Source organism: Citrobacter sp. Ce119, assembly GCF_030334525.1.
Lineage (GTDB): Bacteria > Pseudomonadota > Gammaproteobacteria > Enterobacterales > Enterobacteriaceae > Citrobacter > Citrobacter europaeus.
In genome coordinates this window covers 1-26,007 of sequence record NZ_JAOWDR010000060.1, presented here as the reverse complement: position 1 = coordinate 26,007, position 26,007 = coordinate 1, and the positions used below count along the sequence as shown (strand labels likewise).

Here is a 26,007-nt window from a genome sequence, read left to right as displayed (position 1 = left end):
CACCTCTTAGTGTTCTAACGCCGCGCGTAAAAAACCCTGGTGAGCGGCAAGTTTTTCGCGGGCGGCGGCGGCATCCAGGCCAGTGAGCGCCATTAAAATAGCCGGCTTAACATCAAAATCGGTCTGCTTTAGCAGCGCCTGCGCCTGTTCACGCGCGATGCCGGTGGCTTCAACCACCATGCGACACGCCCGATCGACCAGCTTGACGTTGGTAGCCTGCATATCCACCATCAGGTTCTGGTATACCTTGCCAAATTTCACCATCGCACCGGTGGAGATCATATTGAGCACCAGCTTTTGCGCGGTACCGGATTTCAGTCGCGTTGATCCGGTCAACGCCTCAGGCCCCACTACCGGAGAAATGGCAATATCCGCTTCATGCGCGATAGGGGAATCTGGATTGCAGGAAATCGCCGCCGTCGTACAACCCACCGAACGCGCATATTTCAGCCCGCCAATCACATACGGTGTGCGACCAGAAGCTGCCAGCCCCACCACCAGATCCTGTGCGGTAAGATTGAGCGCACGCAGATCGTCTTCACCTAACTGCGGGTTATCTTCTGCGCCTTCTACCGCCTTCAGCAGCGCGCCCGGTCCGCCAGCAATCAGCCCGACCACCAGACCATGCGGGACGCCAAAGGTCGGTGGGCATTCAGACGCGTCCAGCACCCCAAGACGCCCGCTGGTACCTGCGCCCATGTAAATAATGCGTCCTCCGGCTTTGAGCGCGCCAGCTGCCGCGTCGACCGCGCGCGCAACTTGAGGCAGAGTTGCTTTTACTGCTTGTGCTACCAGCGTATCCTGTTGATTAAAACGATGAACCAACTCCAGCGTGGAGAGCGCATCCAGATCCATGGTCTGTGGATTGCGGGTTTCTGAAACTAATGCACCGAGATTCATTTTTGGTCCTTAGGAATTTTTAATTCATAATAATCTGTCATAATGGAATATTATATTCATCCAGGCGAGTGAAATTTTGTTTTGTAATCGCCATCACGTTTTCGCCAGGAGACAGCATGAACTGTTTAATTCGCATTCGTCAGCGTTACCCGGACCTCGCGCAAAGCGATAAAAAACTTGCGGATTATCTTCTTGCTCAGCCTGATACCGCGCGTCATCTCAGCTCACAGCAGTTGGCTTTTGAAGCGGGCGTCAGCCAGTCCAGCGTGGTGAAGTTCGCACAAAAGATGGGTTTTAAAGGGTTTCCGGCATTGAAACTGGCGATCAGCGAAGCGTTGGCCAGCAACCCCAATCCCCATTCCATTCCGGTGCATAATCAGATTCGCGGTGACGACCCCATGCGGATGGTGGGCGAGAAGCTGATTAAAGAGAATGTGGCGGCGATGCATGCGACGCTGGACGTCAACAGCGAAGAGAAACTGATGGAGAGCGTCACGATGCTGCGCTCAGCCCGACGCATTATCGTAACCGGGATTGGCGCATCGGGTCTGGTTGCGCAGAATTTTGCCTGGAAGCTGCTGAAGATTGGTTTTAACGCGGTGGTAGAACGCGATATGCACGCCCTGCTGGCAGCGGTGCAGGCGCTTTCGCCCAATGATCTACTGCTGGCCATTTCGTATACCGGAGAGCGGCGCGAGCTCAACCTGGCTGCGGACGAAACATTGCGCACCGGAGCCAAAATTCTCGCCATCACTGGATTTACACCAAACGCCCTGCAGCAACGGGCAAGTCATTGTCTGTATACGATTGCTGAGGAGCAGGCCACACGCAGCGCAGCGATTTCCTCCACCCACGCGCAAATGATGCTCACTGATTTACTGTTTATGGCGCTAGTGCAGCAGGATCTGGAACATGCTCCGGAACGTATTCGCCACAGCGAAGCACTGGTAAAAAAACTGGTCTGAGCAAAGAATGCGCGTATAATGCCCGCCCGATTTGTGATGTTTTGAGAGTTTCCTGATGGCCCTGTTAATCACTAAAAAATGCATCAATTGCGATATGTGCGAGCCCGAATGCCCGAATGAGGCGATTTCGATGGGTGACAGCATTTACGAGATTAACAGCGACAAGTGTACGGAATGCGTAGGCCATTACGACACGCCAACCTGCCAGAAGGTGTGCCCGATCCCCAATACTATTTTGAAAGATCCGGCACACGTCGAAACAGAAGAGCAGTTGTGGGATAAGTTTGTGCTGATGCACCACGCCGATAAACTATAACCGCGTCGCCATCCGGCAATGTCCTGTATCTAACTTTCGATAATCACCGTGGCGCAGGCGTAGTGACGCTCATCGGCCAGCGTCACATGCATATGTGCGACGCCGAGTTTTTCCGCCAGTTTTAACGCCTCCCCCCATAACCGCAGACGCGGCTTACCGAGTTCGTCGTTAAAGACCTCAAACTGATTAAACGCCAGACCGTTGCGAATACCCGTCCCGAAGGCTTTTGCTGCCGCCTCTTTGACCGCAAAACGCTTCGCCAGAAAACGCACCGGCTGCTGATGCGTCTCCCAGATTGCCCATTCGTTGTCGCTGAGCACGCGTCTTGCCAGACGGTCGCCGGAACGGGAGATCACCGCTTCAATGCGGGCAATCTCCACAATATCCGTACCTAATCCCAGAATAGCCATTAACCACGCGCTTCCAGCATCAGGCGTTTCATTTCTACTACGGCATCTTTAAGGCCGCTCATCACCGCGCGCCCGATAATGGCATGGCCAATGTTCAGTTCGTGCATTTCCGGGATCCGGGCGATGGCTTTAACGTTGTGATACGTCAGGCCATGACCCGCATTCACCTTCAGGCCAAGGCTGGCCGCAAAAGTCGCCGCTTTGGCGATACGCGCCAGTTCACTGGCCTGTTCCGCATCGGTTTTCGCATCGGCGTAACAGCCGGTGTGAATTTCAATAAACGGTGCGCCCACTTCTGCAGCGGCCTTAATCTGCTCTTCATCGGCGTCGATAAACAGCGAAACCAGAATACCTGCGTCCGCCAGGCGTTGGCAGGCATCGCGCATCTTGTCGCGCTGACCGGCGACGTCCAGACCACCTTCAGTGGTAACTTCCTGACGCTTTTCCGGCACCAGGCAGCAAAAATGCGGCTTAGTCTCAACGGCAATCGCCAGCATCTCTTCGGTGACCGCCATTTCCAGATTCATGCGCGTATCCAGCGTCTGGCGCAGAATACGCACGTCACGGTCGGTGATATGGCGACGGTCTTCACGCAGATGTACGGTAATACCGTCTGCGCCCGCCTGTTCAACGATAAACGCTGCCTGAACCGGATCCGGGTATGCGGTACCGCGTGCATTACGTAAAGTGGCAATGTGGTCAATGTTGACGCCTAACAGTAATTCGGACATGACAATCCTCGTATTTTATTTTCGCTTCGGCATAAACTGCCGGAATAATTCACGGCTCTTTAGGGGCTTACCACCAAGATACGGCTTTAACGCCATACGGGTAAAGCGTTTCGCGGCGCGCAACGTATCAGCATCCGGAAATTCTCGCGATTCAAGTGCTTTCAGATGGCGTCCGGTAAAGGTGGAGTTATCAATTACGACGCTTGCAATAAACCCTTTTTCTTCCCGGTAGCGATAGGTCATGGTGTCGTCTACCGGCTCGCCGCTACCCGCACAGTGGGTAAAATCAACGCCGTAGCCCAGATGCCCAAGCAAGGCCAGCTCAAAGCGACGTAACGCAGGTTCTGGCGAACCGGTCGCGCCAGCCAGCGCCTGAATACAGTTCAGGTAATCGAAAAAGAGTTCAGAAAAGCGGGTCTCGTACTCAAGAACGCGAGAAATAAGCTCGTTGATATACAAGCCGCTGTACAGCGTGATACCGCTAAGAGGGAGTGCCAGAGAAACGGCTTCGGCGCTGCGCAAAGTTTTGACCTCACCACGTCCACCAAAGCGAAGCAATAAGGGAGTAAAAGGCTGGAGTGCGCCTTTGAGATTAGAACGTTTGGAACGTGCACCTTTAGCCACAAGGCGCACGCGGCCCGACTCTTCCGTGAAGACGTCCAGCACGAGACTGGTTTCGCTCCACGGGCGGCTGTGCAGGACAAAAGCGCGTTGCCAGCCCTCCATCGGGGTTATTCTCAGAGATCGTCGCCGTAACCGAGGCTGCGCAGCGCGCGTTCGTCATCGGCCCAGCCGGATTTCACTTTCACCCACAGTTCGAGGTGAACGGGCGCTTCGAACATTTCCTGCATGTCTTTACGCGCTTCAATACCGATGGTTTTAATCTTGGCCCCTTTGTTGCCAATAACCATCTTCTTCTGCCCTTCACGTTCAACGAGGATCAGACCGTTAATGTCGTAGCCACCGCGCTCGTTGGAGATAAAACGCTCAATCTCCACGGTAACGGAGTACGGCAGCTCAGCCCCCAGAAAACGCATCAGCTTTTCACGGATGATTTCAGAGGCCATAAAGCGCTGAGAACGGTCGGTGATGTAATCTTCCGGGAAGTGATGAATAGCTTCCGGCAAATGCTTACGCACGATGCCCGCAACGGTATCGACATTCAAGCCGGTTTCGGCAGAAATCGGTACGATATCAAGGAAGTTCATCTGGCTTGCCAGGAACTGCAGGTGCGGCAGCAGATCGGCTTTTTCCTGAACGTTGTCTACTTTGTTCACAGCCAGAATAACCGGGGCTTTACCATCACGCAGCTTGTTGAGCACCATTTCGTCGTCCGGCGTCCAGCGGGTGCCTTCGACAACGAAAATAACCAGTTCAACATCACCGATAGAGCTGCTCGCCGCTTTGTTCATCAGACGGTTGATCGCACGTTTTTCTTCCATATGCAGACCCGGAGTATCAACATAAATCGCCTGATACGCGCCTTCGGTATGGATGCCAACAATACGGTGACGTGTTGTCTGAGCCTTACGTGAGGTAATGGAAATCTTCTGCCCAAGCAGATTATTCAACAGAGTGGATTTGCCGACGTTCGGGCGGCCGACGATGGCAATAAATCCACAGTAAGTTTTATCGATACTCATTCCAGCTCCAGTTTTTTCAACGCCTGTTCGGCGGCAGCCTGCTCAGCCTTACGACGGCTCGAACCTGTGCCAACCACCGGTTCACTCAGGCCGCTGACCTGGCAGTGGATAGTAAATTCTTGATCGTGTGCTTCACCACGCACCTGCACCACCAAATAAGACGGTAGAGGCAGGTGGCGACCCTGCAAATATTCCTGCAGGCGCGTTTTCGGATCTTTTTGTTTGTCGCCTGGGCTAATTTCATCCAGACGAGTTTGATACCAGTTCAGGATCAATTGCTCAACGGTTTGAATATCGCTGTCGAGGAAGACGCCGCCAATTAAAGCTTCAACGGTATCCGCCAGGATCGATTCACGACGGAAGCCGCCGCTTTTCAGCTCGCCGGGCCCCAAACGTAAACATTCACCGAGGTCAAACTCACGGGCTAATTCAGCCAGCGTATTGCCGCGAACCAGCGTTGCGCGCATGCGGCTCATATCACCTTCATCCACACGCGGGAAACGGTGATACAGCGCATTAGCGATAACAAAGCTCAAAATAGAGTCGCCTAAAAATTCTAAACGCTCGTTATGTTTGCTGCTGGCACTCCGGTGAGTTAATGCCTGCTGCAACAGCTCCTGATGATTAAAAGTGTAGCCCAGCTTCCGTTGAAGCCGATTAATTACGATGGGGTTCATGCGATACCAATAAATGAATGCGTCAACAATTCAGCACACGAAACAGACCTGATATACGCACTTCGCTTAGCCGTCTGGCTTCACTTGAATGCATTTGTATACAAACCAACGCTGTTTCGTGTGCCGTGGCAACCTGTCGGTGCCAACCTAAAACTTCGGGGGAATATTCTATACACAACGACAAGGGATGTCGTTAGTCTGCGGGAATTTATCCGAGAAATAATTCACGCTGTCGCCATAATGACGACAGCGTGAACGATTATCGGCAATTAGTGAATGCCGCCAATACGGCTTAAACGCACACCGGTCGGCCATTCGCCTTCTTGCTTGTCGAAACTCATCCAGATAGCGGTCGCTTTACCAACCAGATTCGCTTCAGGCACAAATCCCCAGTAACGGCTGTCCGCGCTATTGTCACGGTTATCACCCATCATGAAGTAGTGTCCCGGTGGGACGATCCAGGTTGCCAGTTGCTGACCTGGCTGGCGGTAATACATCCCCACCTGATCCTGGGCGATTGGCACAGTCAGAATGCGGTGCGTTACCTCACCCAGCGTTTCTTTACGCTCGGAGAGCCGAATACCGTTCTCTTTCGTTTCGTTCAGCGGAACTTCAAAGAAACCGCTGGTCGCTTCACCGCCGTTACGACGAGCAAAGGTCTGTACAAAATCACTTGGCTGAACATCAGAGTACGTTACCGGCAGCGCGTTTTCACACGCCTGACCTGAACTGCATCCTGGCTGAATAGTGACCTCTTTCGCCACCGGATCGTACGTCACTTTGTCTCCCGGTAAACCGACAGCACGTTTGATGTAGTCCAGACGGGGATCTTCCGGGTATTTAAACACCACGATATCTCCACGTTTCGGATGGCCAGTTTCGATCAACGTTTTCTGGTAAATCGGATCTTTAATCCCGTAGGCGAATTTCTCCACCAGGATAAAGTCACCGATAAGCAGCGTCGGCATCATCGAACCAGACGGGATCTGGAACGGCTCATAAATAAATGAACGCACCACCAGTACAATAGCTAAAACCGGGAAAACGGATGCCCCAGTTTCCAGCCAACCCGGCTTAGGGGCCACTTTTTTCAGCGTTGCTTTATCCAGTGAATCACCTGCAGCAGCTTGCGCTGCTGCCTGACGCTCCCGGCGTTTTGGTGCGAAGATGAATTTATCTACGCACCATAAAATGCCCGTCACCAGTGTGGCAATCACCAGAATCAGGGCAAACATGTTCGCCATGCCAACTCCTTAAGATTATTTGCTGTCTTTACCGACATGCAGAATGGCGAGGAACGCTTCCTGCGGCAGTTCGACGTTACCGATCTGCTTCATGCGCTTTTTACCCTCTTTCTGTTTTTGCAGCAGCTTTTTCTTACGGCTGATATCGCCACCGTAGCATTTCGCCAGAACGTTTTTACGCAGCTGCTTAACCGTTGAACGCGCGATGATGTGCGTGCCGATGGCCGCCTGAATCGCGATATCAAACTGCTGACGAGGGATCAGATCTTTCATCTTCTCGACCAGCTCACGGCCACGGCTCTGGGAGTTGTCGCGGTGAGTGATCAGCGCCAGCGCATCGACACGTTCGTTGTTGATGAGGACATCAACGCGTACCATGTCAGACGCTTGGAAGCGTTTGAAGTTATAGTCCAGCGACGCATAGCCGCGAGAGGTTGACTTCAGACGGTCGAAGAAGTCGAGTACCACTTCCGCCATCGGAATTTCATAGGTCAGCGCCACCTGGTTACCGTGGTAAACCATGTTGGTCTGGACGCCACGCTTCTCGATACACAGGGTGATGACGTTACCAAGGTAAGCCTGCGGCAGCAGCATGTGACACTCAGCGATCGGCTCACGCAGTTCGTAGATGTTATTCAACGGCGGCAGCTTGGACGGGCTATCGACGTAAATAGTCTCCTTCGCCGTGGTTTCTACTTCGTAGACTACGGTCGGCGCGGTAGTGATCAGATCCAGATCGTATTCACGTTCCAGACGTTCCTGAATGATCTCCATGTGCAGCAGGCCGAGGAAGCCGCAGCGGAAGCCAAAGCCAAGCGCGGTTGAGCTTTCCGGCTCGTAGAACAGGGAGGCGTCGTTGAGGCTCAACTTACCAAGCGCGTCACGGAAGTTTTCGTAGTCGTCAGAGCTCACCGGGAACAGACCGGCGTAAACCTGCGGCTTCACTTTTTTAAAGCCTGGCAGCGGTTTGTCCGCCGGGTTACGCGCCTGCGTCAGGGTATCGCCAACCGGTGCGCCGAGAATGTCTTTAATCGCGCAAACCAACCAACCTACCTCGCCGCATTTCAGCTCGGTACGGTCAACCTGTTTTGGCGTGAAGATGCCCAGACGGTCGGCGTTATAGACCTGACCGGTGCTCATCACTTTAATTTTGTCGCCTTTACGCATGGTGCCATTTTTAATACGCACCAGTGACACCACGCCCAGGTAGTTATCGAACCAGGAGTCGATGATCAGCGCCTGCAATGGACCTTCCGGGTCGCCTTCCGGCGCCGGGATATCGCGCACCAGACGTTCAAGTACGTCAGTGACGCCAACACCGGTTTTCGCCGAACAGCGAACAGCATCAGTTGCATCAATACCGACGATATCTTCGATCTCTTCCGCTACGCGCTCAGGATCGGCGGCTGGCAAGTCAATTTTGTTCAGTACCGGCACCACTTCCAGATCCATTTCCATGGCGGTATAGCAGTTAGCCAGGGTCTGCGCTTCTACGCCCTGTCCGGCATCAACCACCAGCAATGCGCCTTCACAGGCAGCAAGCGAGCGGGAAACTTCATACGAGAAGTCAACGTGACCCGGGGTGTCGATAAAGTTAAGCTGATAGGTTTCACCATCAGATGCTTTGAAATCGAGCGTCACGCTCTGCGCTTTGATAGTAATACCGCGCTCACGCTCCAGATCCATCGAGTCGAGAACCTGCGCTTCCATTTCACGGTCAGACAGGCCACCGCAGATCTGGATAATACGGTCAGACAGCGTCGATTTACCGTGGTCGATGTGAGCTATGATTGAAAAGTTACGTATGTTCTTCATATAGTGTAATTATTGTGCCTTACGCCCGCCGGAGCAGGCTCTGAGAAGTCGCTGATCTGAGCTTAACGTCTGTTTAAGTGAAACGCCGCATTCTACACTACAACGCTGAGGCGAGGAAATGTTCATAGAGCAAGGATAGCGGGAACTGGAAACGACCATGCAAAGCCGGTAAAACTTTTGCAGGGTGACGGCATAAACGCCTTATCCGGCCTACGCCTGCATCTGATGACGCCGTAGGCCTGATAAGCGCAGCGCCATCAGGCAAAGATATCACTGCTGGGTTTCGACGCGAATAAGATCGGGTGGGAGAGCAACGTTCAGAATGACCGGCTGCCAGGCCTCACGCTCAGCAAGCTTACGAGAGAATCCACGAGCAATCAGGAACCCGCCCACGCCCCCCAGCACGGCGCCGCTTAATGCCGCAAGATCGGAACCAAACAGCACCTGGAAAAGCGCCGCGAAAAGAAACAGTCCCGCCAACGGAGACATATAGACCAGCATCGCCGAACCCAACAGGCTACCCTCGGCAATGCCCAGTTCAACTTTTTGACCAGGCGCTAAGGGTTCGTCGCAGGGTACCACGATGGTGTGCGTGGTCTGCGGCCCAAGTTTGTTCAGCACGCGACTCCCGCATCCGACCCTGGAAGCACAGCTGCTACATGATGCTTTAACATCGCAGCTGACCGTCGCCAGACCATTTTGCCAGGAGACGACCGTCGCCCACTCTTTAATCATTGCGCAGCCCTGAACTTAATATTATCCGCGATACGCTTCGCCGTTTGCGGTGGGAGTTCGCCCACTATCGTAATTTCCGCGTTATCACGTACGCTGGTGCTGACCGTTCTACGCCCGGTTCGTAACAGTTGATCGGCGCTGTTTTGCATCGCACGGTTTACGTTCACGGAGAAACTAAACAGGCCATCAGAATAAAGGCGCGATTCGATCGGCATGTTATCCATTGTCGGCAGCGGACGTCGACTGCTGGAGACTTCGCTGAAGCCTTGCGGCAACCACGACGGACTCCAGTTAAAGTTGGTTTTCTCACCTGCAGGAACCGACAGCAGCGGCGGCAGATTGGCTTTCGCCAGCGCCTGCATACTGTCGCTGACGCCGTTGTTTACGGTAAAGGCGATGACGCGGAACTGTTCCAGCGTTTCGCCATCACGGTCGAGAAGATCGACACGCATCGGCAGCTTGGTCTCCGTATCCATCCAGACGATATAGCTGTAACGCGTCCCGTCACGGGCGACAACGCGGATCACTTCACAGAGCCGATCGGCAATGCGGGTGCGACCTACTGAGATAAAATCATAGTAGGGAGCAAGGCGTTTAAAGTCGGTGTAAATCAGAGATGGCAGAGAGTCAACGATATAGTCGCCGTTTAGCGTGAACGGTTCGAGACCAGGCTCAAAATAGCTGATTTCGTTGCCACGTTGCACCACTTCCCGGCGCGGTCCATCCATTTGCAACAGTTGCGCTAGCGGACGGTTATCCTGGCGGGCATGGCGATAACGTAGGGATTCAACACCCTGCTTATTGATGCTGACAAATGACAGCTCATAGGTTAGCGACTGGCTGGCCAGATTCATCTGCTGCAACAACGCCCCGGACGCAGGATTGGCCGAGGCGTTTACAGAGAAGAACAGGCTACCAGCCACAAGTGACATGGCAAACCAAAGTTGCTTCATTACTGCGATTGCGTTCCTAAAGTTTGAATTCCTGGCACCTGCACAGCGGCTTGCTGTGTTTGGGCCTGCTCAAACTGAAGCTGTTCAGAGTGCAGTCGACGTTGCAGTTCGTAATCCTGCAACATGGCATTAATACGACGACGCTGCTCCTGTACCTGCTGTTGCTGACCGCCGCTGGCCGTCGCGTCAGATGGTACACCCAGGCTAACCGGACTGGCCTTACCCATCATCGGTAATGTATTAAATACCGGCGTTTCGGGCTGCTGGGACGTTTCAGATTGCCCATTATAGTGCTGGACGCCAACAATAACTGCAAGTGATACACACGCGGCGACACCCATTTGGGTAAGCTGCGCGGCCCACGGACGCATTTTCTTCCAGAATGGCATTTTCTGCCACTGGTGCGGTGCTGGCTGGGCCTCAGGAATCAATGGCGCCGTCTGACGTACTGGCTCATCCTGGATGGCAGCCATTACGCGGGCGGAAATATCGAAATGGAGAACGTCGGCGGTATCACCTCGCATGGAATCGCGAATCAGGTGATAACTCTCCCAGGTTTTTTGCATTTCCGGGTCGTGAGCCAGCTCTTTGAGTAACTCAGTATCCAGCGTTTCGCCATCCATTAAAGCGGAAAGTTTTTCTTTCTGCATGCCTAATACCTTTTCCAGTATCCCGCTATCGTCAACGCCTGATAAGCGGTTGAACTTTATTATCAATAGCTTCCCTCGCTCGGAAGATACGTGAACGCACCGTACCTACCGGACAATCCATGATAGCGGCTATCTCTTCATAGCTCAGGCCATCCAGCTCCCGCAAGGTTATTGCCATGCGTAAATCTTCCGGGAGGGACTCAATAGTTCGGAAAACTATCTGTCTCAGTTCTTCTGACAACATTAAGTTCTCAGGGTTCGAAATTTCTTTCAGCGCACCGCCACTTTCGTAATTTTCTGCTTCAATCGCATCAATATCACTGGAAGGTGGACGACGCCCCTGAGCGACCAGGTAATTCTTCGCTGTATTGACTGCAATACGATACAGCCAGGTATAAAAAGCACTATCTCCCCGGAACGAGTCCAGCGCACGATAGGCCTTGATAAATGCTTCTTGTACTACATCGGGTACATCGCCCGACGGTACATAGCGAGAAACCAGACTCGCCACCTTATGCTGATAGCGCACTACCAGTAGGTTAAAGGCTTTCTGATCTCCCTTCTGGACCCGTTCTACCAGGACCTGGTCCGTTAACTGCTCGCTCATCCGAGGTAAAGTCTCCCCAAACCAAATTTCCACGCGCCTTCGAAACGCCACTCCATCAGCTTCACTATGAGCAAGCAAATGCTTAGAGTGCTCAAGTTTCGTAAAGTTCCGTTACGCATTGTTTTTTGTTTGTCATGTTGTAGACAGGTCTTATCTCTCATTATAAGTCTACATAACCCGATCAACGCACTATCTGTTTAGAAATGCCCATTTCACCGCTTGCAGAGTAACCCAACGGCTACTTTATTTCACCACATAATCTGATGCTAACGGTCTGCTTCACAAAATATTTTTGCTCTTTTCACCCTCGTTATGCTTTTCTTTCTTGTTTAGTCATTGCAACACATTTAAAAATAAAACGTGCAGTATCGCGCAATGTGGTGCTATGGTGACCAAACACTGTTTAGTAAATTAAACAAAAATCATGAATACGACTCCTGAATTATCCTGTGACGTGCTGATCATTGGCAGCGGGGCTGCCGGACTTTCACTGGCGCTGCGCCTGGCTGAAAAACATCAGGTTATTGTCCTGAGCAAAGGCCCGGTCAGCGAAGGCTCGACATTTTATGCCCAGGGCGGTATTGCCGCGGTATTTGATGAAACCGACAGTATCGACTCTCACGTTGAAGATACCCTGATTGCCGGGGCCGGTTTGTGCGATCGCCATGCGGTTGAGTTTGTCGCCAGCAATGCCCGCACCTGCGTTCAGTGGCTAATCGATCAGGGCGTCTTGTTTGATACGCAGGTTCAGCCCAACGGTGAAGAAAGCTATCACCTGACCCGTGAAGGCGGTCATAGCCATCGACGTATCCTGCACGCTGCGGATGCTACCGGCAAAGAAGTCGAAACCACCCTCGTCAGCCAGGCGCAAAATCACCCCAACATCCGGGTTCTCGAGCGGAGTAATGCCGTCGATCTGATTGTCTCTGACAAAATCGGTCTGCCGGGAACGCGTCGGGTTGTTGGTGCCTGGATCTGGAATCGTAATAAAGAAGCCGTCGAAACCTGCCATGCGAAATCAGTCGTGTTGGCCACCGGCGGCGCATCAAAGGTCTATCAATACACCACTAATCCGGATATTTCCTCGGGCGACGGGATTGCGATGGCCTGGCGCGCGGGATGCCGCGTCGCCAACCTGGAGTTTAACCAGTTTCACCCGACGGCGCTGTATCACCCTCAGGCGCGCAATTTTCTGCTGACCGAGGCGCTGCGTGGCGAAGGCGCGCACCTGAAGCGCCCGGACGGCTCGCGCTTTATGCCCGATTTTGACGAGCGTGGCGAACTGGCTCCCCGCGATATTGTCGCCCGCGCCATTGACCACGAGATGAAACGCCTGGGCGCTGACTGCATGTTCCTCGACATCAGCCATAAACCAGAAGAATTTGTTCGTCAGCATTTTCCGATGATTTATGAAAAATTACTGGGACTGGGCATCGATCTGACTAAAGAGCCGGTTCCTATCGTTCCTGCCGCACACTATACCTGTGGCGGCGTGATGGTTGATGACTTTGGCCGCACCGATGTCGACGGGCTGTATGCGATCGGCGAAGTGAGTTACACCGGCCTGCATGGCGCCAACCGGATGGCATCGAACTCATTGCTGGAATGCCTGGTTTACGGCTGGTCCGCGGCTGAAGATATCGACAGGCGCATGCCTTATGCTCGCGGCGTTAGCACGCTCCCGGACTGGGATGAAAGCCGGGTAGAAAACCCGGATGAACTGGTTGTCATTCAGCATAACTGGCATGAGCTGCGGCTGTTTATGTGGGATTACGTCGGCATTGTGCGCACAACCAAGCGTCTGGAGCGCGCCCTGCGCCGTATCACCATGCTACAACAGGAAATCGACGAGTATTACGCCCATTTCCGTGTTTCGAACAACCTACTGGAACTGCGCAATCTGGTGCAGGTTGCTGAACTGATTGTCCGCTGCGCAATGATGCGCAAAGAGAGTCGGGGCCTGCACTACACGCTGGATTACCCGGAACAGCTTCCAGAGGCGGGCCCATCCATTCTCTCGCCGCTAAGTCATCACATAAACAGATAAAACGCCTGGGTCAGCGCCGTGTAACCTTCAGAGTAACGTTGGTCTGGCCCACGGATCACCAGCCTGTCGCTAAAGCACTCCCCGGCCTGCGGGGAGAATGCCAGCAATACCCGATGAGGTAGTCGGGCTTCCGTTTCTGCAACATCCGTGCGCAATCGCAGATGCCAGCCCATACTGAGTGCCTGCTGGGTAAATGCATTGCCGATCTGTTCCGGCAGCACCACACAGAAAAAACCTTCTTCCGTTATGCTGTCCGCTGCCAGCGTAAGTAATGCCTGATGATCGAGCGTAGTGGTGTAGCGTGCCTGCTCGCGCTGCGGCGTGGCGCATTCCACCCCTTGTTCATAATAGGGAGGGTTGCTGATAATCAAATCAAAACGCACGGTCTGGCGCGGTACCCACTGCTGCGCATCTTCCGTATGGACGCTCACGCGATGCATCCACGGAGATTGCTCGATGTTCTCCTGCGCCTGCTGCGCGGCGTCAACATCAAGCTCCACGGCGTCAATGATGACGTTTTCATCAGTGCGTTGGGCCAGCATCAGCGCCAACAAGCCGCTTCCGGTACCAATATCCAGGATCCGTTTTACGCCCGCAACAGGGGCCCAGGCCCCCAATAAAATGCCGTCTGTTCCGACTTTCATTGCACAACGATCGTGTGCCACAAAAAACTGCTTAAAAGTAAATCCATTACGTCTAAGTACGGATGTAGACTGGGGCATGAAGAACAACCTTCCTGGAAAAAAAACGATAACATAGGATAAAAACAATACCTGAGAAGGTATATCCATACAAACAGATGAAGATTGCAGCCGTAACGTCTATAATCAGCGCCCCACTCAGAGGTAGAACATGACTGTAACGACTTTTTCCGAACTTGAACTCGATGAAAGCCTTCTGGATGCCCTCCAGGAAAAAGGTTTCACTCGCCCGACCGCCATTCAGGCTGCCGCCATTCCGCCTGCGCTCGATGGCCGTGATGTACTCGGTTCTGCGCCGACAGGCACCGGTAAAACGGCGGCATATTTGCTGCCAGCGTTGCAGCACCTGCTCGACTTCCCGCGCAAGAAATCTGGTCCGCCGCGCATTTTAATTTTGACACCGACGCGCGAACTGGCGATGCAGGTTGCCGAACACGCCCGTGAGCTGGCGAAGAATACGCATCTGGATATCGCAACGATTACCGGCGGCGTGGCTTACATGAACCACATGGAAGTCTTTAGCGAAAACCAGGACATCGTGGTCGCCACTACCGGTCGTCTGCTGCAGTACATTAAAGAAGAGAACTTCGACTGTCATGCCGTTGAGACGTTGATCCTCGATGAAGCAGACCGCATGCTGGACATGGGCTTTGCCCAGGACATCGAGCATATCGCCGGTGAAACCCGGTGGCGTAAGCAAACCATGCTGTTCTCCGCCACGCTGGAAGGCGATGCGATTAAAGATTTTGCCGAGCGTCTGCTGGAAGATCCGGTCGAAGTCTCAGCGGATCCGTCCACCCGTGAACGCAAGAAGATCCATCAATTTTACTACCGTGCCGATGATATCGAGCACAAAACTGCCATGCTGATCCATCTGTTAAAACAGCCGGAAGCGACCCGCTCAATTGTCTTTGTACGCAAACGCGAGCGTGTACACGAGCTGGCAGGCTGGCTGCGCCAGGCAGGCATTAATAACTGCTATCTCGAAGGCGAGATGGTGCAGAACAAACGTAACGAAGCGATCAAACGTCTGACCGATGGTCGCGTGAACGTACTGGTAGCAACCGACGTTGCCGCACGCGGGATCGATATTCCTGACGTTAGCCACGTGTTTAACTTCGACATGCCACGCAGTGGCGATGCCTATCTGCACCGCATTGGTCGCACCGGTCGCGCAGGCCGTAAAGGTACAGCGATCTCTTTGGTTGAAGCGCACGACCATCTGCTGCTCGGCAAAGCGAGCCGCTATATTGACGAGCCACTGAAAGCACGCGTCATCGACGAACTGCGTCCAACCACGCGCGCGCCAAGTGAGAAATCTAACGGTAAGCCATCCAAGAAAGTGCTGGCAAAGCGCGCCGAGAAAAAAGCCAAAGAGAAAGAGAAGCCGCGGGTGAAAAAACGTCACCGCGACGCCAAAAATATCGGCAAACGTCGTAAGCCGAGCGGAGCTGCGACTCAGCAGTCCGACAAAGAGTAAACCGAATGCCGGGCCGTCTAGCCCGGCATTTTTTGTGCACAGAAAAGCGGAAGACGCACTGGCATCTTCCGCTTTCAGATTCTCTGCTGAACGGGGGTTATTCCCCGATAGCCTTACAGGCTCTCAGTAAAGGTACGAGCAATAACGTCGCGCTGCTGTTCTGGGGTCAGAGAGTTGAAACGCACGGCATAACCAGAAACACGGATGGTCAGCTGTGGATATTTCTCCGGATGCTTAACCGCATCTTCCAGCGTTTCGCGACGCAGAACGTTTACGTTCAGGTGTTGACCACCTTCCACGCGGACTTCCGGCTGTACGTCTACCGGCACTTCACGGTATTCGATTTCACCCAGTTTGCTGACGGCAACGACTTCATCAGCATTGAAACCTGCTTTCGCAACGATGCAGCGTGCTTCGCCTTTTTCGCTGTCCAGCAGCCAGAAAGAGTTCAGCAGGTCGTCGTTTGCAGCTTTAGTAATCTGGATACCTGTAATCATTTGATGCCTCCCCGGCAAAATTATTTGATCTCGGTTGGCCGTCATCCGGCCAATTGGTAAAACCATTGTTGCTTGAGTGTATATATACCCCTCACACACCCTTGAATCTTTGATTTAAATCAATAAAAAACACACATGGAAAGTGGTGATAGATGGATTTTATTGTTTTACATCAACTTACGCCATACATGCAGCTAAACTTTTTACATAAATTTTCAACTATCTTTAAGGGGTAGTCCCTTGAGAAACGTACAGAATTTTGCGACGCCGAAAGAAGCAGTTAAGCTAGGGGGATTGAAAATTCGCAGGAGAGCGAAATGGCTACCGAATTAACCTGGCACGATGTACTGGCAGAAGAGAAACAGCAGCCTTATTTTGTTAACACGCTGCATACTGTGGCGGGCGAGCGTCAGTCGGGTATGACAATTTACCCGCCGCAAAAAGATGTATTTAATGCTTTTCGCTTTACCGAGCTTGGCGACGTGAAAGTCGTCATCCTGGGTCAGGACCCTTACCACGGTCCAGGCCAGGCACATGGTCTCGCGTTCTCTGTCCGCCCCGGCATTGCCACTCCGCCTTCGTTGCTGAACATGTACAAAGAGCTGGAAGCGACGATTCCAGGCTTCACGCGCCCAACCCACGGGTATCTGGAAAGTTGGGCACGCCAGGGCGTGCTGTTACTCAACACCGTACTCACCGTCCGCGCCGGTCAGGCACATTCGCACGCCAGCCTGGGGTGGGAAACATTTACTGATAAAGTTATCAGCCTGATTAACCAACATCGGGAAGGCGTGGTTTTCCTGCTCTGGGGTTCTCACGCACAGAAGAAAGGCGCGATTATTGATACGCAGCGTCACCATGTATTGAAAGCGCCCCACCCATCACCGCTCTCTGCGCATCGCGGTTTCTTTGGCTGCAATCACTTTGTACTGGCGAATGAGTGGCTGGAACAACGAGGTGAAAAGCCAATTGACTGGACGCCGGTATTACCTGCAGAAAGCGAGTAAAAAAAATGCCAGCGATTCGCTGGCATTTTTATGATCAGGCTTTGTTCTGACGCCACCACTCCGCGAGCAGCACGCCGGTCGCGACAGAAACGTTGAGCGTTTCTACCTTGCCCGTACCGTCAATCGCTACGCACAGATCGTCGGCTGAGCATGCTGCTTCTGGCAGAGCTTCACGCTCACGCCCTAATACCAGCACCATTTTTTCCGGCAACGTGGTAGTAAACAACGGTTTGCCTTTCACGCTTGAGGTCATCACTACCGTGTAACCCGCGTTACGGAAGTCGTCCAGCACATCGACAATGCTGTCACCGGTGATCGGCTGAACGTGCTCAGCTCCACCTTCGGCTGTACGGATAGCCGCACCCGATTCCAGCAGCGCCGCATCCTGAACTACCACGCCTTTCACACCAAAGTGGGCGCAGCTACGCATCATGCCGCCCAGGTTATGCGGGTTAGCAATATCTTCCAGGGCCAGCACGCAATCCTGCGCCCCTGCCTGACCAACCCACTGCTTAACGGTGGTGCCGTTACGCTTTTTGATCAGGAAGCAAACGCCGCCATGGTGTTCAGTACCAGAGGCTTTCGCCAGCTCGGCTTCGTCAACCACGTGGTAGGCTTTGCGGTTTGCCGCCATCCAGCGTAATGCTTCTTTAAAGCACGGGGTTACGCTCTGAACAAACCAGGCGCGAACAATAGCGTCCGGACGACTCTGGAACAGAGCCTGACAGGCATTCTCACCGTAAACGCGAGTTTCTTCCGCGCGCTGACGGCGTAATACTTCAGGATCGATAAAGCTTTTGCCGCTAATACCGCCGTGATCGGCTTTGTCCGCTGCGTCATCACTCGGTGCGCGGGACACGGTACGCCATGGTGAATCTTCACGTCTGCGGTCGCGTTCTACATCGCGGTCACGACCACGTTCACGGCCACGTTCGCTGTTCGGACCCTTTCTGTCATCACGGGCAGGGCGACGACCGCCTTCGGCTCGGGAGGTACCGGGGCGACCGCCGCCTTTACCAGTACGTGGATTTTGGGTGCGTTTGTCCGAGTCATCGTCACTGCGGACGTACATCACTTTGACCTTGCCGTTTTTATTCTTCAGTTCGTCGCTCATGTTTTTCTCCACCTGCTCTGCGCGAAGCGCGCAGATTACCCGATGTGCACGTCGTTAGCCATTATTTCATTTAAAAGCTAAGGACTATTGTACTCATTGAATAAAACGCATTGTTGTTTAGAACAGACTCCCCGATAATATGTAACATAATAGAAACATACTGGCGTTACTGCCGTGAAGTCCACTCCACTCATCCAGAGGTTAGTTATGAATACCGTTTGTACCAGCTGCCAGGCTATCAACCGTATCCCCGACGATCGTGTCCAGGAAGCGGCTAAATGCGGACGCTGTGGTCACGACCTGTTTGATGGGGAGGTGATCAATGCGACCGGTGAAACACTGGATAAACTGTTAAAAGACGATCTCCCGGTGGTGGTTGATTTTTGGGCCCCCTGGTGTGGTCCATGTCGTAACTTCGCCCCGATTTTTGAAGATGTCGCGGAAGAGCGTAGCGGTAAAGTGCGTTTTGTTAAAGTGAATACGGAAGCCGAGCGTGAACTCAGCGCCCGTTTCGGTATCCGCAGCATTCCGACCATCATGATCTTCAGAAAAGGTGAAATCGTCGACATGCTTAACGGCGCTGTACCAAAAGCCCCGTTTGATAGCTGGCTTAACGAATCATTATAATCTCTACGGGGCGCATCTTGTGCCCCGTTTTCACCTCTGCGACAATAGCGTTTTTCAACGTGTTTCCCCATGACCGATAACGCTGTTCTTCTGTTACGCGCTGAGCGCCTTGCGCGCGCCACGCGCCCTTTCCTTGCCCGAGGTAATCGCATTCGCCGCTGTCAGCGCTGCCTGCTGCCGCTGAAGCTCTGCTTGTGCGCAACGCTAATGCCCTCTGAGGCAAAAAGTCGCTTTTGTCTGGTTATGTTTGACACCGAGCCGATGAAGCCCAGTAACACGGGACGTTTGATTGCCGATATTCTGCCCGATACCACGGCTTTTCAGTGGTCACGCACCGAACCGCCTCAGGCGCTGCTCGAACTGGTGAAAAATCCGGATTACCAGCCGATGGTTGTATTCCCGGCCTCTTATGCAGGCGAAGAGCGTGAAGTGATTTTCACGCCACCAGCCGGTAAACCACCGTTGTTTATTATGCTTGATGGTACCTGGCCTGAGGCGCGTAAAATGTTCCGCAAAAGCCCGTACCTTGATAACCTGCCGGTAATCTCCGTTGATTTATCGCGTCTTTCTGCTTACCACCTGCGCGGCGTTCACGCCGAAGGGCAATACTGTACCGCCGAAGTGGCCATCGCCTTATTGGATCTGGCGGGTGATACGCAAGCCGCGGAAGGGTTAAGCGATCATTTCACTCGCTTTAAAACCCGCTACCTGGCAGGAAAAACCCAACATCAGGGAAGCGTCACAGCAGACTCGCCAGAAAGCGTTTAAAATCATTCGGTCACTGGTGTCATTAAGGAAGCCGATATGAGTCAGCGTGGTCTGGAAGCACTACTGCGACCGAAATCCATTGCAGTGATTGGGGCGTCAATGAAACCTAATCGCGCGGGTTACCTGATGATGCGTAACCTGCTTGCCGGGGGATTCAATGGACCTGTTTTACCGGTGACGCCCGCATGGAAAGCGGTGTTGGGCGTACTGGCCTGGCCCAATATCAGTAGCCTGCCTTTTAGCCCGGACCTCGCCGTATTGTGCACCAATGCCAGCCGTAACCTGGCGTTACTCGAAGCGCTTGGCGAGAAAGGCTGTAAAACCTGCATTATTCTCTCGGCTCCCGCGGCACAGCACGCAGAACTGCTGGCCTGCGCATCACGCTACAACATACGTTTGCTGGGCCCCAACAGCCTGGGACTTCTCGCCCCCTGGCAGGGACTTAACGCCAGCTTTTCCCCTGTCCCGATTAAGCGCGGCAAGCTGGCTTTTATCTCTCAATCCGCTGCCGTATCCAATACCATACTCGACTGGGCACAGCAGAGAGAAATGGGCTTTTCTTACTTTATCGCGCTGGGTGACAGCCTGGATATCGACGTTGATGAACTGCTGGATTACCTGGCGCGCGACAGCAAAACCAGCGCAATATTGCTGTATCTCGAACATTTAAGCGATGCCCGGCGCTTTGTTTCCGCCGCCCGTAGCGCCTCGCGCAATAAACCCATTCTGGTGATTAAGAGCGGTCGCAGTCCAGCGGCGCAGCGTTTACTGCATACCAGCGCAGGGATGGACCCCGCCTGGGACGCGGCTATCCAGCGCGCCGGTTTATTACGCGTGCAAGATACTCACGAACTGTTCTCGGCGGTCGAAACCCTGAGCCACATGCGTCCGCTGCGTGGCGACAGACTGATGATCATCAGCAATGGGGCCGCGCCAGCCGCACTGGCATTAGATGAACTGTGGTCAAAAAATGGCAAGCTGGCGACGCTGAGTGAAGATACCAGCCAGAAATTACGCGATGCCTTGCCTGAACATGTTGATATCGCCAACCCGCTGGATCTGCGTGATGATGCCAGCAGCGAACACTACGTTAAAACGCTGGATATTTTGCTCGCCAGCCAGGATTTCGACGCGCTGATGGTAATTCACTCCCCCAGCGCGGCCGCTCCCGGCACCGAAAGCGCGCAAGCATTAATCGAAGCGGTAAAGCGACATCCACGCGGTAAGTTCGTCTCGTTGCTGACCAACTGGTGCGGAGAGTTTTCCTCTCAGGAGGCCCGTAGACTGTTTAGCGAAGCCGGATTACCTACCTACCGTACGCCGGAAGGCACCATCACTGCGTTTATGCATATGGTGGAGTATCGGCGTAACCAGAAGCAGTTGCGGGAAACGCCTGCGCTGCCGGACTACCTGACCACCAACACCGCCGAAGCGCATAATCTGTTACAGCAGGCGATTGCTGAAGGAGCAACGTCGCTGGATACCCATGAAGTGCAGCCGATTTTACAGGCCTATGGCTTACACACTCTGCCAACGTGGATCGCCAGCGACAGCGCAGAAGCCGTACACATCGCGGAGCAAATCGGCTACCCGGTGGCGCTAAAGCTGCGTTCTCCTGATATACCGCATAAATCAGAAGTTCAGGGGGTAATGCTCTACCTGCGTACGGCAATAGAAGTGCAGCAGGCAGCCAATGCGATTTTTGATCGGGTAAAAATGGCCTGGCCGCAGGCACGCATTCACGGTTTATTAGTACAAAGTATGGCGAATCGCGCTGGCGCTCAGGAGCTTCGCGTCGTTGTTGAACACGACCCGGTATTTGGCCCATTGATTATGCTGGGTGAAGGTGGGGTTGAGTGGCGACCGGAAGAGCAAGCCGTAGTGGCATTGCCGCCATTGAATATGAATCTGGCGCGTTATCTGGTGATCCAGGGGATCAAAAATAAGAAGATCCGCGCTCGTAGCGCACTACGCCCACTGGATATCGCCGGGTTAAGCCAGCTTCTGGTGCAGGTCTCCAACCTAATCGTCGATTGTCCGGAAATTCAGCGTCTGGATATTCATCCGCTGCTGGCCTCCGCCGGTGAATTTACCGCACTGGATGTCACGCTGGACATTGCCCCATTCACGGGCGATAACGAAAGCAGACTGGCGGTACGTCCCTACCCCCATCAGCTAGAAGAATGGGTAGAGTTGAAAAACGGCGAGCGCTGCCTGTTCCGCCCCATTTTGCCAGAGGATGAGCCTCATCTGCAGCAGTTCATTTCTCAGGTAACCAAAGAAGATCTTTATTATCGCTATTTCAGTGAGATCAACGAATTTACCCACGAAGATTTAGCCAATATGACGCAGATCGACTACGATCGGGAAATGGCCTTTGTTGCGGTACGGTGTAAAGATAATCGGCAAGAGATCCTCGGCGTAACGAGGGCAATCTCGGATCCTGATAACGTTGACGCCGAGTTTGCCGTGCTGGTACGTTCAGATCTCAAAGGGCTCGGACTGGGCCGTAGGTTGATGGAAAAGTTAATTGCATATACCCGAGATCACGGACTTATGCGTTTGAATGGTATTACGATGCCAAACAATCGTGGGATGGTCGCCCTGGCCCGAAAACTCGGGTTTGTTGTTGACGTCCAGCTCGAAGAGGGAATTGTTGGGCTAACGCTTAATCTGGCCCAATTTGAGGAATCGTGAGTAAGGTACTGGAAATGTTGACCACATTAATGGGTACTGGTGGTATCATTGCCCGCTTATGTCGTCTGCATAGCACAGAGGACCCTTCAATGAACAGAGAAGAAATGCACTGTGATGTTGTCAAAATTTAAGCGTAATAAACATCAACAACACCTTGCCCAACTACCCAAGATTTCTCAGTCAGTTGATGATGTAGATTTCTTTTATGCTCCCGCTAATTTCAGGGAGACTCTGCTGGAAAAAATAGCCAGCGCGACGCGACGGATCTGCATTATTGCGCTGTACCTGGAACAGGATGACGGTGGCAAAGGCATACTCGACGCGCTCTATGCGGCAAAACGGCAGCGTCCTGAGCTGGATGTCCGGGTGCTTGTGGACTGGCACCGAGCCCAGCGCGGACGTATTGGTGCTGCGGCGTCGAATACCAACGCTGACTGGTATTGCCGAATGGCGCAAGAAAACCCTGGTATCGATATTCCTGTCTACGGCGTTCCGATTAACACCCGAGAAGCACTTGGCGTCCTGCATTTTAAAGGCTTTATCATTGATGACAGCGTCCTGTACAGCGGGGCCAGTCTGAACGATGTTTATCTGCATCAGCATGATAAATATCGCTATGACCGCTATCAGTTGATTCGCAACGCGCAAATGGCCGATATCATGTTCGATTGGGTTACACAGAACCTGATGAATGGTCGCGGCGTTAATCGCCTTGATGATATCAATCGCCCTAAAAGCCCGGAAATTAAAAATGACATCCGCCTGTACCGTCAGGAACTGCGCGATGCGTCATTCCATTTTCAGGGTGATGCGGATAATGAACAGCTTTCGGTTACGCCTCTGGTGGGACTTGGTAAATCCAGTCTGTTAAATAAGACCATTTTTCACCTCATGCCCTGCGCGGAGCACAAGCTCACAATCTGCACCCCTTATTTCAACCTGCCTGCCATACTGGTGCGCAATATCATTCAGCTGCTGCGTGAAGGGAAAAAGGTCGAAATCATTGTCGGTGATAAAACCGCCAACGACTTTTTCATTCCGGAAGATGAGCCATTCAAGATCATCGGTGCGCTGCCATATCTGTATGAAATCAATCTGCGCCGTTTCCTGAGCAGATTGCAGTATTACGTGAATACCGACCAGCTGGTCGTGCGCTTATGGAAAGATGATGACAATACCTATCATCTGAAAGGTATGTGGGTTGATGATAAATGGATGCTGCTCACCGGCAACAACCTTAACCCTCGCGCCTGGCGTCTGGATCTGGAAAACGCCATCCTTATCCACGATCCTAAGCAAGAGCTGACTCCCCAGCGCGATAAAGAGCTGGAGCTTATCCGCACGCATACCACAGTGGTTAAGCACTATCGCGACCTGCAAAGCATTGCTGACTATCCAGTCAAAGTGCGTAAGCTCATCCGTCGACTACGCCGTATTCGTATCGACAGATTAATTAGCCGTATTCTGTAACCAAGACCCCGTCCAGTGACGGGGTTTTTCATATGGAGGTAACGGTGCGCCTGTTTATTCTTACCAGTATCCTGGCCATTTCTGGCTGCAGCCACATGGCAAATGACCGCTGGAGCGGACAAGACAAAGCTCAACACTTCATCGCCTCCGCCATGCTTGCCGCAGCCGGAAATGAATATGCCCAACATCAGGGTAACAGCCGCGATCGCAGTGCGGCTATCGGCCTGATGTTCTCAGTCAGCCTGGGCGCGTCAAAAGAGTTGTGGGACAGCCGCCCCGCAGGGAGCGGCTGGAGCTGGAAGGACTTCGCCTGGGATGTTGCAGGCGCGTCTACCGGCTATGCGGTCTGGCAACTGGCACATTACTAGAGGCGCAGACCTTTCCCCTTCCCATGCAACATCAGCGATACTAAAAACGCGACGACAGCCAGCGCTGTAACGTACCAGAAGAATGTCGTTTCCATACCGACAGACTTCAGGGATAACGCCACATATTCGGCTGAGCCGCCAAACAGGGCATTAGCTACCGCATAAGATAAGCCAACTCCCAAAGCGCGCACCTGCGCCGGGAACATTTCAGCCTTCAGAATACCGCTGATTGACGTATAGAAACTCACGATCAACAAAGCGCACATCACCAGAGCAAACGCCATATACGGGGACGTTACGCTTTGCAATGCTGTCAGAATGGGAACGGTGAAAATCGCGGCCAACGCGCCAAAACACAACATTGAAGTACGTCGGCCAATTTTATCTGACAAGGCACCAAACAGCGGCTGTACCAGCATGAACACACACAGTGCCGCTGTCATAATCCCGCTGGCTACGTTGGCATGCATACCGGCGGTGTTAACCAGATACTTCTGCATATAGGTTGTGAAGGTATAAAAACACAGCGAGCCTGCAGCGGTAAAGCCAAGCACCATGATAAAGGCTTTACGATTACGCCACAGCCCTTTCAGAGAACCTGCTTCTTTCAGCGCGCGAACGTCCTGTTTCGAGGTTTCATCTAACTGGCGACGTAGCCATAGCGCAACAATAGCCAGTACGGCACCCAACGCAAATGGAATACGCCACCCCCACGATCTTAGCGCTGAGTCTTCTAACGTTTGCTGTAATATGACCACAACCAGCAATGCCAGTAACTGCCCACCAATTAACGTCACATACTGGAATGAAGCATAAAAACCTTTCTTACCTTCAACGGCTACTTCACTCATATAGGTAGCGCTGGTTCCGTATTCGCCACCAACAGACAGCCCCTGAAATAGTCTGGCCAGCAGCAATAGCGCAGGAGCCCAGGTACCGATAGTTTCATACCCCGGTAGACAAGCGATCACCAACGATCCCATACACATCATACAAACTGACAGCAGCATAGACTTTTTACGCCCATGCTTATCTGCGATGCGACCAAACAACCAGCCGCCAATCGGTCGCATCAGAAAGCCTGCAGCAAAAACGCCTGCAGTTTGTAAGAGTTGTGTGGTGGTGTTTCCGGAGGGAAAAAAGATATGAGCGAAATAGAGGGAGCAGAAAGAGTAGATATAGAAATCAAACCATTCGACCAGATTCCCTGATGATGCTCCGACAATCGCCCATATACGACGACGGGTATCGCCGTCTGCCAGCATCCCGTTCTCAGTTACACTGCTATCAGCCATTAGAATTGTACCCCTGCCAACGATCGCGTTAATTTATCAACGAAGGTTATGTCTATTTTGGTGAACTAAATGTTATATAATTGTTATAACTCATTGTGCGAGAAAGATCACGGTTTTAATTAGCAGGAAAATGATTCAGATATGTTCGAGGGAGAGAGCCGAGTTATCGGCCAGAAATAGTGTGAGTTTTGTAGGACGGATAAGGCGGGACGCCGCATCCGGCGGTTTTCACTCCGTACAGACGCAAAAAAGCCCATCCGTCAGGATGGGCTTCTTCACTTGTTTGATGC

At 52.9% G+C, this 26,007-nt stretch carries 27 protein-coding genes; 10 read left to right on the top strand and 17 right to left on the bottom strand.

Annotated features, from left to right (window positions below):
- Nucleotides 1-6: 6 nt before the first annotated feature.
- Nucleotides 7-900, bottom strand: a complete 894-nt coding sequence (gene murQ / locus OGV80_RS20525) for an N-acetylmuramic acid 6-phosphate etherase (protein WP_181231184.1) — start codon at nucleotides 898-900, stop codon at nucleotides 7-9.
- Between the two features lie 116 nt (nucleotides 901-1,016).
- On the opposite strand from murQ, the gene OGV80_RS20520 reads away from it, so the two are divergent.
- Entirely contained in the window at nucleotides 1,017-1,865 is an 849-nt protein-coding gene (locus tag OGV80_RS20520) for a MurR/RpiR family transcriptional regulator (RefSeq protein WP_043017218.1), read from the top strand.
- Nucleotides 1,866-1,920: 55 nt separating this feature from the next.
- Nucleotides 1,921-2,181 (top strand): YfhL family 4Fe-4S dicluster ferredoxin, encoded by a 261-nt coding sequence (locus tag OGV80_RS20515; protein WP_003037590.1) that lies wholly within the window; start codon nucleotides 1,921-1,923, stop codon nucleotides 2,179-2,181.
- 29 nt (nucleotides 2,182-2,210) lie between these two features.
- Here the strand turns inward: OGV80_RS20515 and acpS are convergent, their stop codons facing one another.
- The 12 genes from acpS to rseD form a co-directional block, all read right to left on the bottom strand.
- Nucleotides 2,211-2,591, bottom strand: coding sequence for a holo-ACP synthase (gene acpS / locus OGV80_RS20510; protein ID WP_003037588.1), 381 nt, complete (start codon nucleotides 2,589-2,591; stop codon nucleotides 2,211-2,213).
- Nucleotides 2,591-3,322 carry a pyridoxine 5'-phosphate synthase gene (pdxJ, locus tag OGV80_RS20505; protein WP_043017219.1) on the bottom strand — a complete coding sequence of 244 codons (732 nt, stop codon included), beginning with the start codon at nucleotides 3,320-3,322 and terminating at the stop codon, nucleotides 2,591-2,593. The genes acpS and pdxJ overlap by 1 nt, the downstream gene beginning before the upstream one ends.
- A 15-nt stretch (nucleotides 3,323-3,337) precedes the next feature.
- A complete protein-coding gene (recO, locus tag OGV80_RS20500) occupies nucleotides 3,338-4,048 on the bottom strand; it encodes a DNA repair protein RecO (protein WP_043017220.1) in 711 nt (236 codons plus the stop codon).
- Nucleotides 4,049-4,059: 11 nt separating this feature from the next.
- Nucleotides 4,060-4,965 carry a GTPase Era gene (gene era / locus OGV80_RS20495; protein ID WP_080626223.1) on the bottom strand — a complete coding sequence of 302 codons (906 nt, stop codon included), beginning with the start codon at nucleotides 4,963-4,965 and terminating at the stop codon, nucleotides 4,060-4,062.
- Nucleotides 4,962-5,642, bottom strand: a complete 681-nt coding sequence (rnc, locus tag OGV80_RS20490) for a ribonuclease III (protein ID WP_003037579.1) — start codon at nucleotides 5,640-5,642, stop codon at nucleotides 4,962-4,964. Before rnc ends, era begins: the two co-directional genes overlap by 4 nt.
- Nucleotides 5,643-5,911: 269 nt before the next feature.
- The gene (lepB, locus tag OGV80_RS20485; protein ID WP_042306654.1) at nucleotides 5,912-6,886 is read right to left on the bottom strand and encodes a signal peptidase I; all 975 of its coding nucleotides are present in this window, start codon (nucleotides 6,884-6,886) and stop codon (nucleotides 5,912-5,914) included.
- Nucleotides 6,887-6,901: 15 nt separating this feature from the next.
- Nucleotides 6,902-8,701 carry a translation elongation factor 4 gene (lepA, locus tag OGV80_RS20480; RefSeq protein WP_043017221.1) on the bottom strand — a complete coding sequence of 600 codons (1,800 nt, stop codon included), beginning with the start codon at nucleotides 8,699-8,701 and terminating at the stop codon, nucleotides 6,902-6,904.
- A gap of 270 nt (nucleotides 8,702-8,971) precedes the next feature.
- Entirely contained in the window at nucleotides 8,972-9,436 is a 465-nt protein-coding gene (rseC, locus tag OGV80_RS20475; RefSeq protein WP_286515655.1) for a SoxR-reducing system protein RseC, read from the bottom strand.
- Entirely contained in the window at nucleotides 9,433-10,389 is a 957-nt protein-coding gene (gene rseB, locus OGV80_RS20470; protein WP_043017223.1) for a sigma-E factor regulatory protein RseB, read from the bottom strand. Before rseB ends, rseC begins: the two co-directional genes overlap by 4 nt.
- Nucleotides 10,389-11,039: an anti-sigma-E factor RseA gene (gene rseA / locus OGV80_RS20465; protein WP_003037574.1), complete on the bottom strand. Its 651-nt coding sequence runs from the start codon at nucleotides 11,037-11,039 to the stop codon at nucleotides 10,389-10,391. The genes rseB and rseA overlap by 1 nt, the downstream gene beginning before the upstream one ends.
- Nucleotides 11,040-11,070: 31 nt before the next feature.
- A complete protein-coding gene (gene rpoE / locus OGV80_RS20460; RefSeq protein ID WP_003037573.1) occupies nucleotides 11,071-11,646 on the bottom strand; it encodes an RNA polymerase sigma factor RpoE in 576 nt (191 codons plus the stop codon).
- The gene (rseD, locus tag OGV80_RS20455; protein WP_223306697.1) at nucleotides 11,643-11,765 is read right to left on the bottom strand and encodes a rpoE leader peptide RseD; all 123 of its coding nucleotides are present in this window, start codon (nucleotides 11,763-11,765) and stop codon (nucleotides 11,643-11,645) included. The genes rpoE and rseD overlap by 4 nt, the downstream gene beginning before the upstream one ends.
- A gap of 305 nt (nucleotides 11,766-12,070) precedes the next feature.
- On the opposite strand from rseD, the gene nadB reads away from it, so the two are divergent.
- Nucleotides 12,071-13,693 (top strand): L-aspartate oxidase, encoded by a 1,623-nt coding sequence (gene nadB, locus OGV80_RS20450; protein ID WP_047409429.1) that lies wholly within the window; start codon nucleotides 12,071-12,073, stop codon nucleotides 13,691-13,693.
- Here nadB and trmN read toward each other — a convergent pair.
- Nucleotides 13,678-14,415 (bottom strand): tRNA(1)(Val) (adenine(37)-N(6))-methyltransferase TrmN, encoded by a 738-nt coding sequence (gene trmN / locus OGV80_RS20445; RefSeq protein ID WP_087050931.1) that lies wholly within the window; start codon nucleotides 14,413-14,415, stop codon nucleotides 13,678-13,680. The two genes, nadB and trmN, sit on opposite strands and share 16 nt — an antisense overlap.
- Before the next feature lie 130 nt (nucleotides 14,416-14,545).
- On the opposite strand from trmN, the gene srmB reads away from it, so the two are divergent.
- A complete protein-coding gene (gene srmB / locus OGV80_RS20440; protein ID WP_003835340.1) occupies nucleotides 14,546-15,874 on the top strand; it encodes an ATP-dependent RNA helicase SrmB in 1,329 nt (442 codons plus the stop codon).
- A 113-nt stretch (nucleotides 15,875-15,987) separates the two neighbouring features.
- Here srmB and grcA read toward each other — a convergent pair whose 3' ends face one another.
- Nucleotides 15,988-16,371 (bottom strand): autonomous glycyl radical cofactor GrcA, encoded by a 384-nt coding sequence (gene grcA, locus OGV80_RS20435; protein WP_003037563.1) that lies wholly within the window; start codon nucleotides 16,369-16,371, stop codon nucleotides 15,988-15,990.
- A 317-nt stretch (nucleotides 16,372-16,688) separates the two neighbouring features.
- Between grcA and ung the strand changes: the two genes are divergently transcribed.
- Entirely contained in the window at nucleotides 16,689-17,378 is a 690-nt protein-coding gene (gene ung, locus OGV80_RS20430) for a uracil-DNA glycosylase (protein WP_080626221.1), read from the top strand.
- A 34-nt stretch (nucleotides 17,379-17,412) separates the two neighbouring features.
- On the opposite strand, the gene OGV80_RS20425 is transcribed toward ung, so the two are convergent.
- Nucleotides 17,413-18,492: a tRNA/rRNA methyltransferase gene (locus OGV80_RS20425; RefSeq protein ID WP_286515653.1), complete on the bottom strand. Its 1,080-nt coding sequence runs from the start codon at nucleotides 18,490-18,492 to the stop codon at nucleotides 17,413-17,415.
- Between the two features lie 207 nt (nucleotides 18,493-18,699).
- Here OGV80_RS20425 and trxC point away from each other — a divergent pair, with 207 nt between their 5' ends.
- From trxC to OGV80_RS20395, 5 genes are all read left to right on the top strand, one after another.
- Nucleotides 18,700-19,119, top strand: a complete 420-nt coding sequence (gene trxC, locus OGV80_RS20420) for a thioredoxin TrxC (RefSeq protein WP_003037559.1) — start codon at nucleotides 18,700-18,702, stop codon at nucleotides 19,117-19,119.
- Nucleotides 19,120-19,188: 69 nt separating this feature from the next.
- The gene (gene tapT, locus OGV80_RS20415) at nucleotides 19,189-19,887 is read left to right on the top strand and encodes a tRNA-uridine aminocarboxypropyltransferase (protein WP_043017228.1); all 699 of its coding nucleotides are present in this window, start codon (nucleotides 19,189-19,191) and stop codon (nucleotides 19,885-19,887) included.
- 36 nt (nucleotides 19,888-19,923) lie between these two features.
- Entirely contained in the window at nucleotides 19,924-22,584 is a 2,661-nt protein-coding gene (locus OGV80_RS20410) for a bifunctional acetate--CoA ligase family protein/GNAT family N-acetyltransferase (RefSeq protein ID WP_200001026.1), read from the top strand.
- Nucleotides 22,585-22,698: 114 nt separating this feature from the next.
- On the top strand, nucleotides 22,699-24,054 hold the full coding sequence (gene pssA / locus OGV80_RS20400) for a CDP-diacylglycerol--serine O-phosphatidyltransferase (RefSeq protein ID WP_003835350.1): 1,356 nt from the start codon (nucleotides 22,699-22,701) through the stop codon (nucleotides 24,052-24,054).
- A 32-nt stretch (nucleotides 24,055-24,086) separates the two neighbouring features.
- Nucleotides 24,087-24,422 (top strand): YfiM family lipoprotein, encoded by a 336-nt coding sequence (locus tag OGV80_RS20395; RefSeq protein ID WP_226791943.1) that lies wholly within the window; start codon nucleotides 24,087-24,089, stop codon nucleotides 24,420-24,422.
- Here the strand turns inward: OGV80_RS20395 and OGV80_RS20390 are convergent.
- Complete coding sequence (locus OGV80_RS20390) at nucleotides 24,419-25,717, bottom strand: MFS transporter (RefSeq protein ID WP_043017230.1); 1,299 nt, start codon at nucleotides 25,715-25,717, stop codon at nucleotides 24,419-24,421. The two genes, OGV80_RS20395 and OGV80_RS20390, sit on opposite strands and share 4 nt — an antisense overlap.
- Nucleotides 25,718-26,007: the final 290 nt, after the last annotated feature.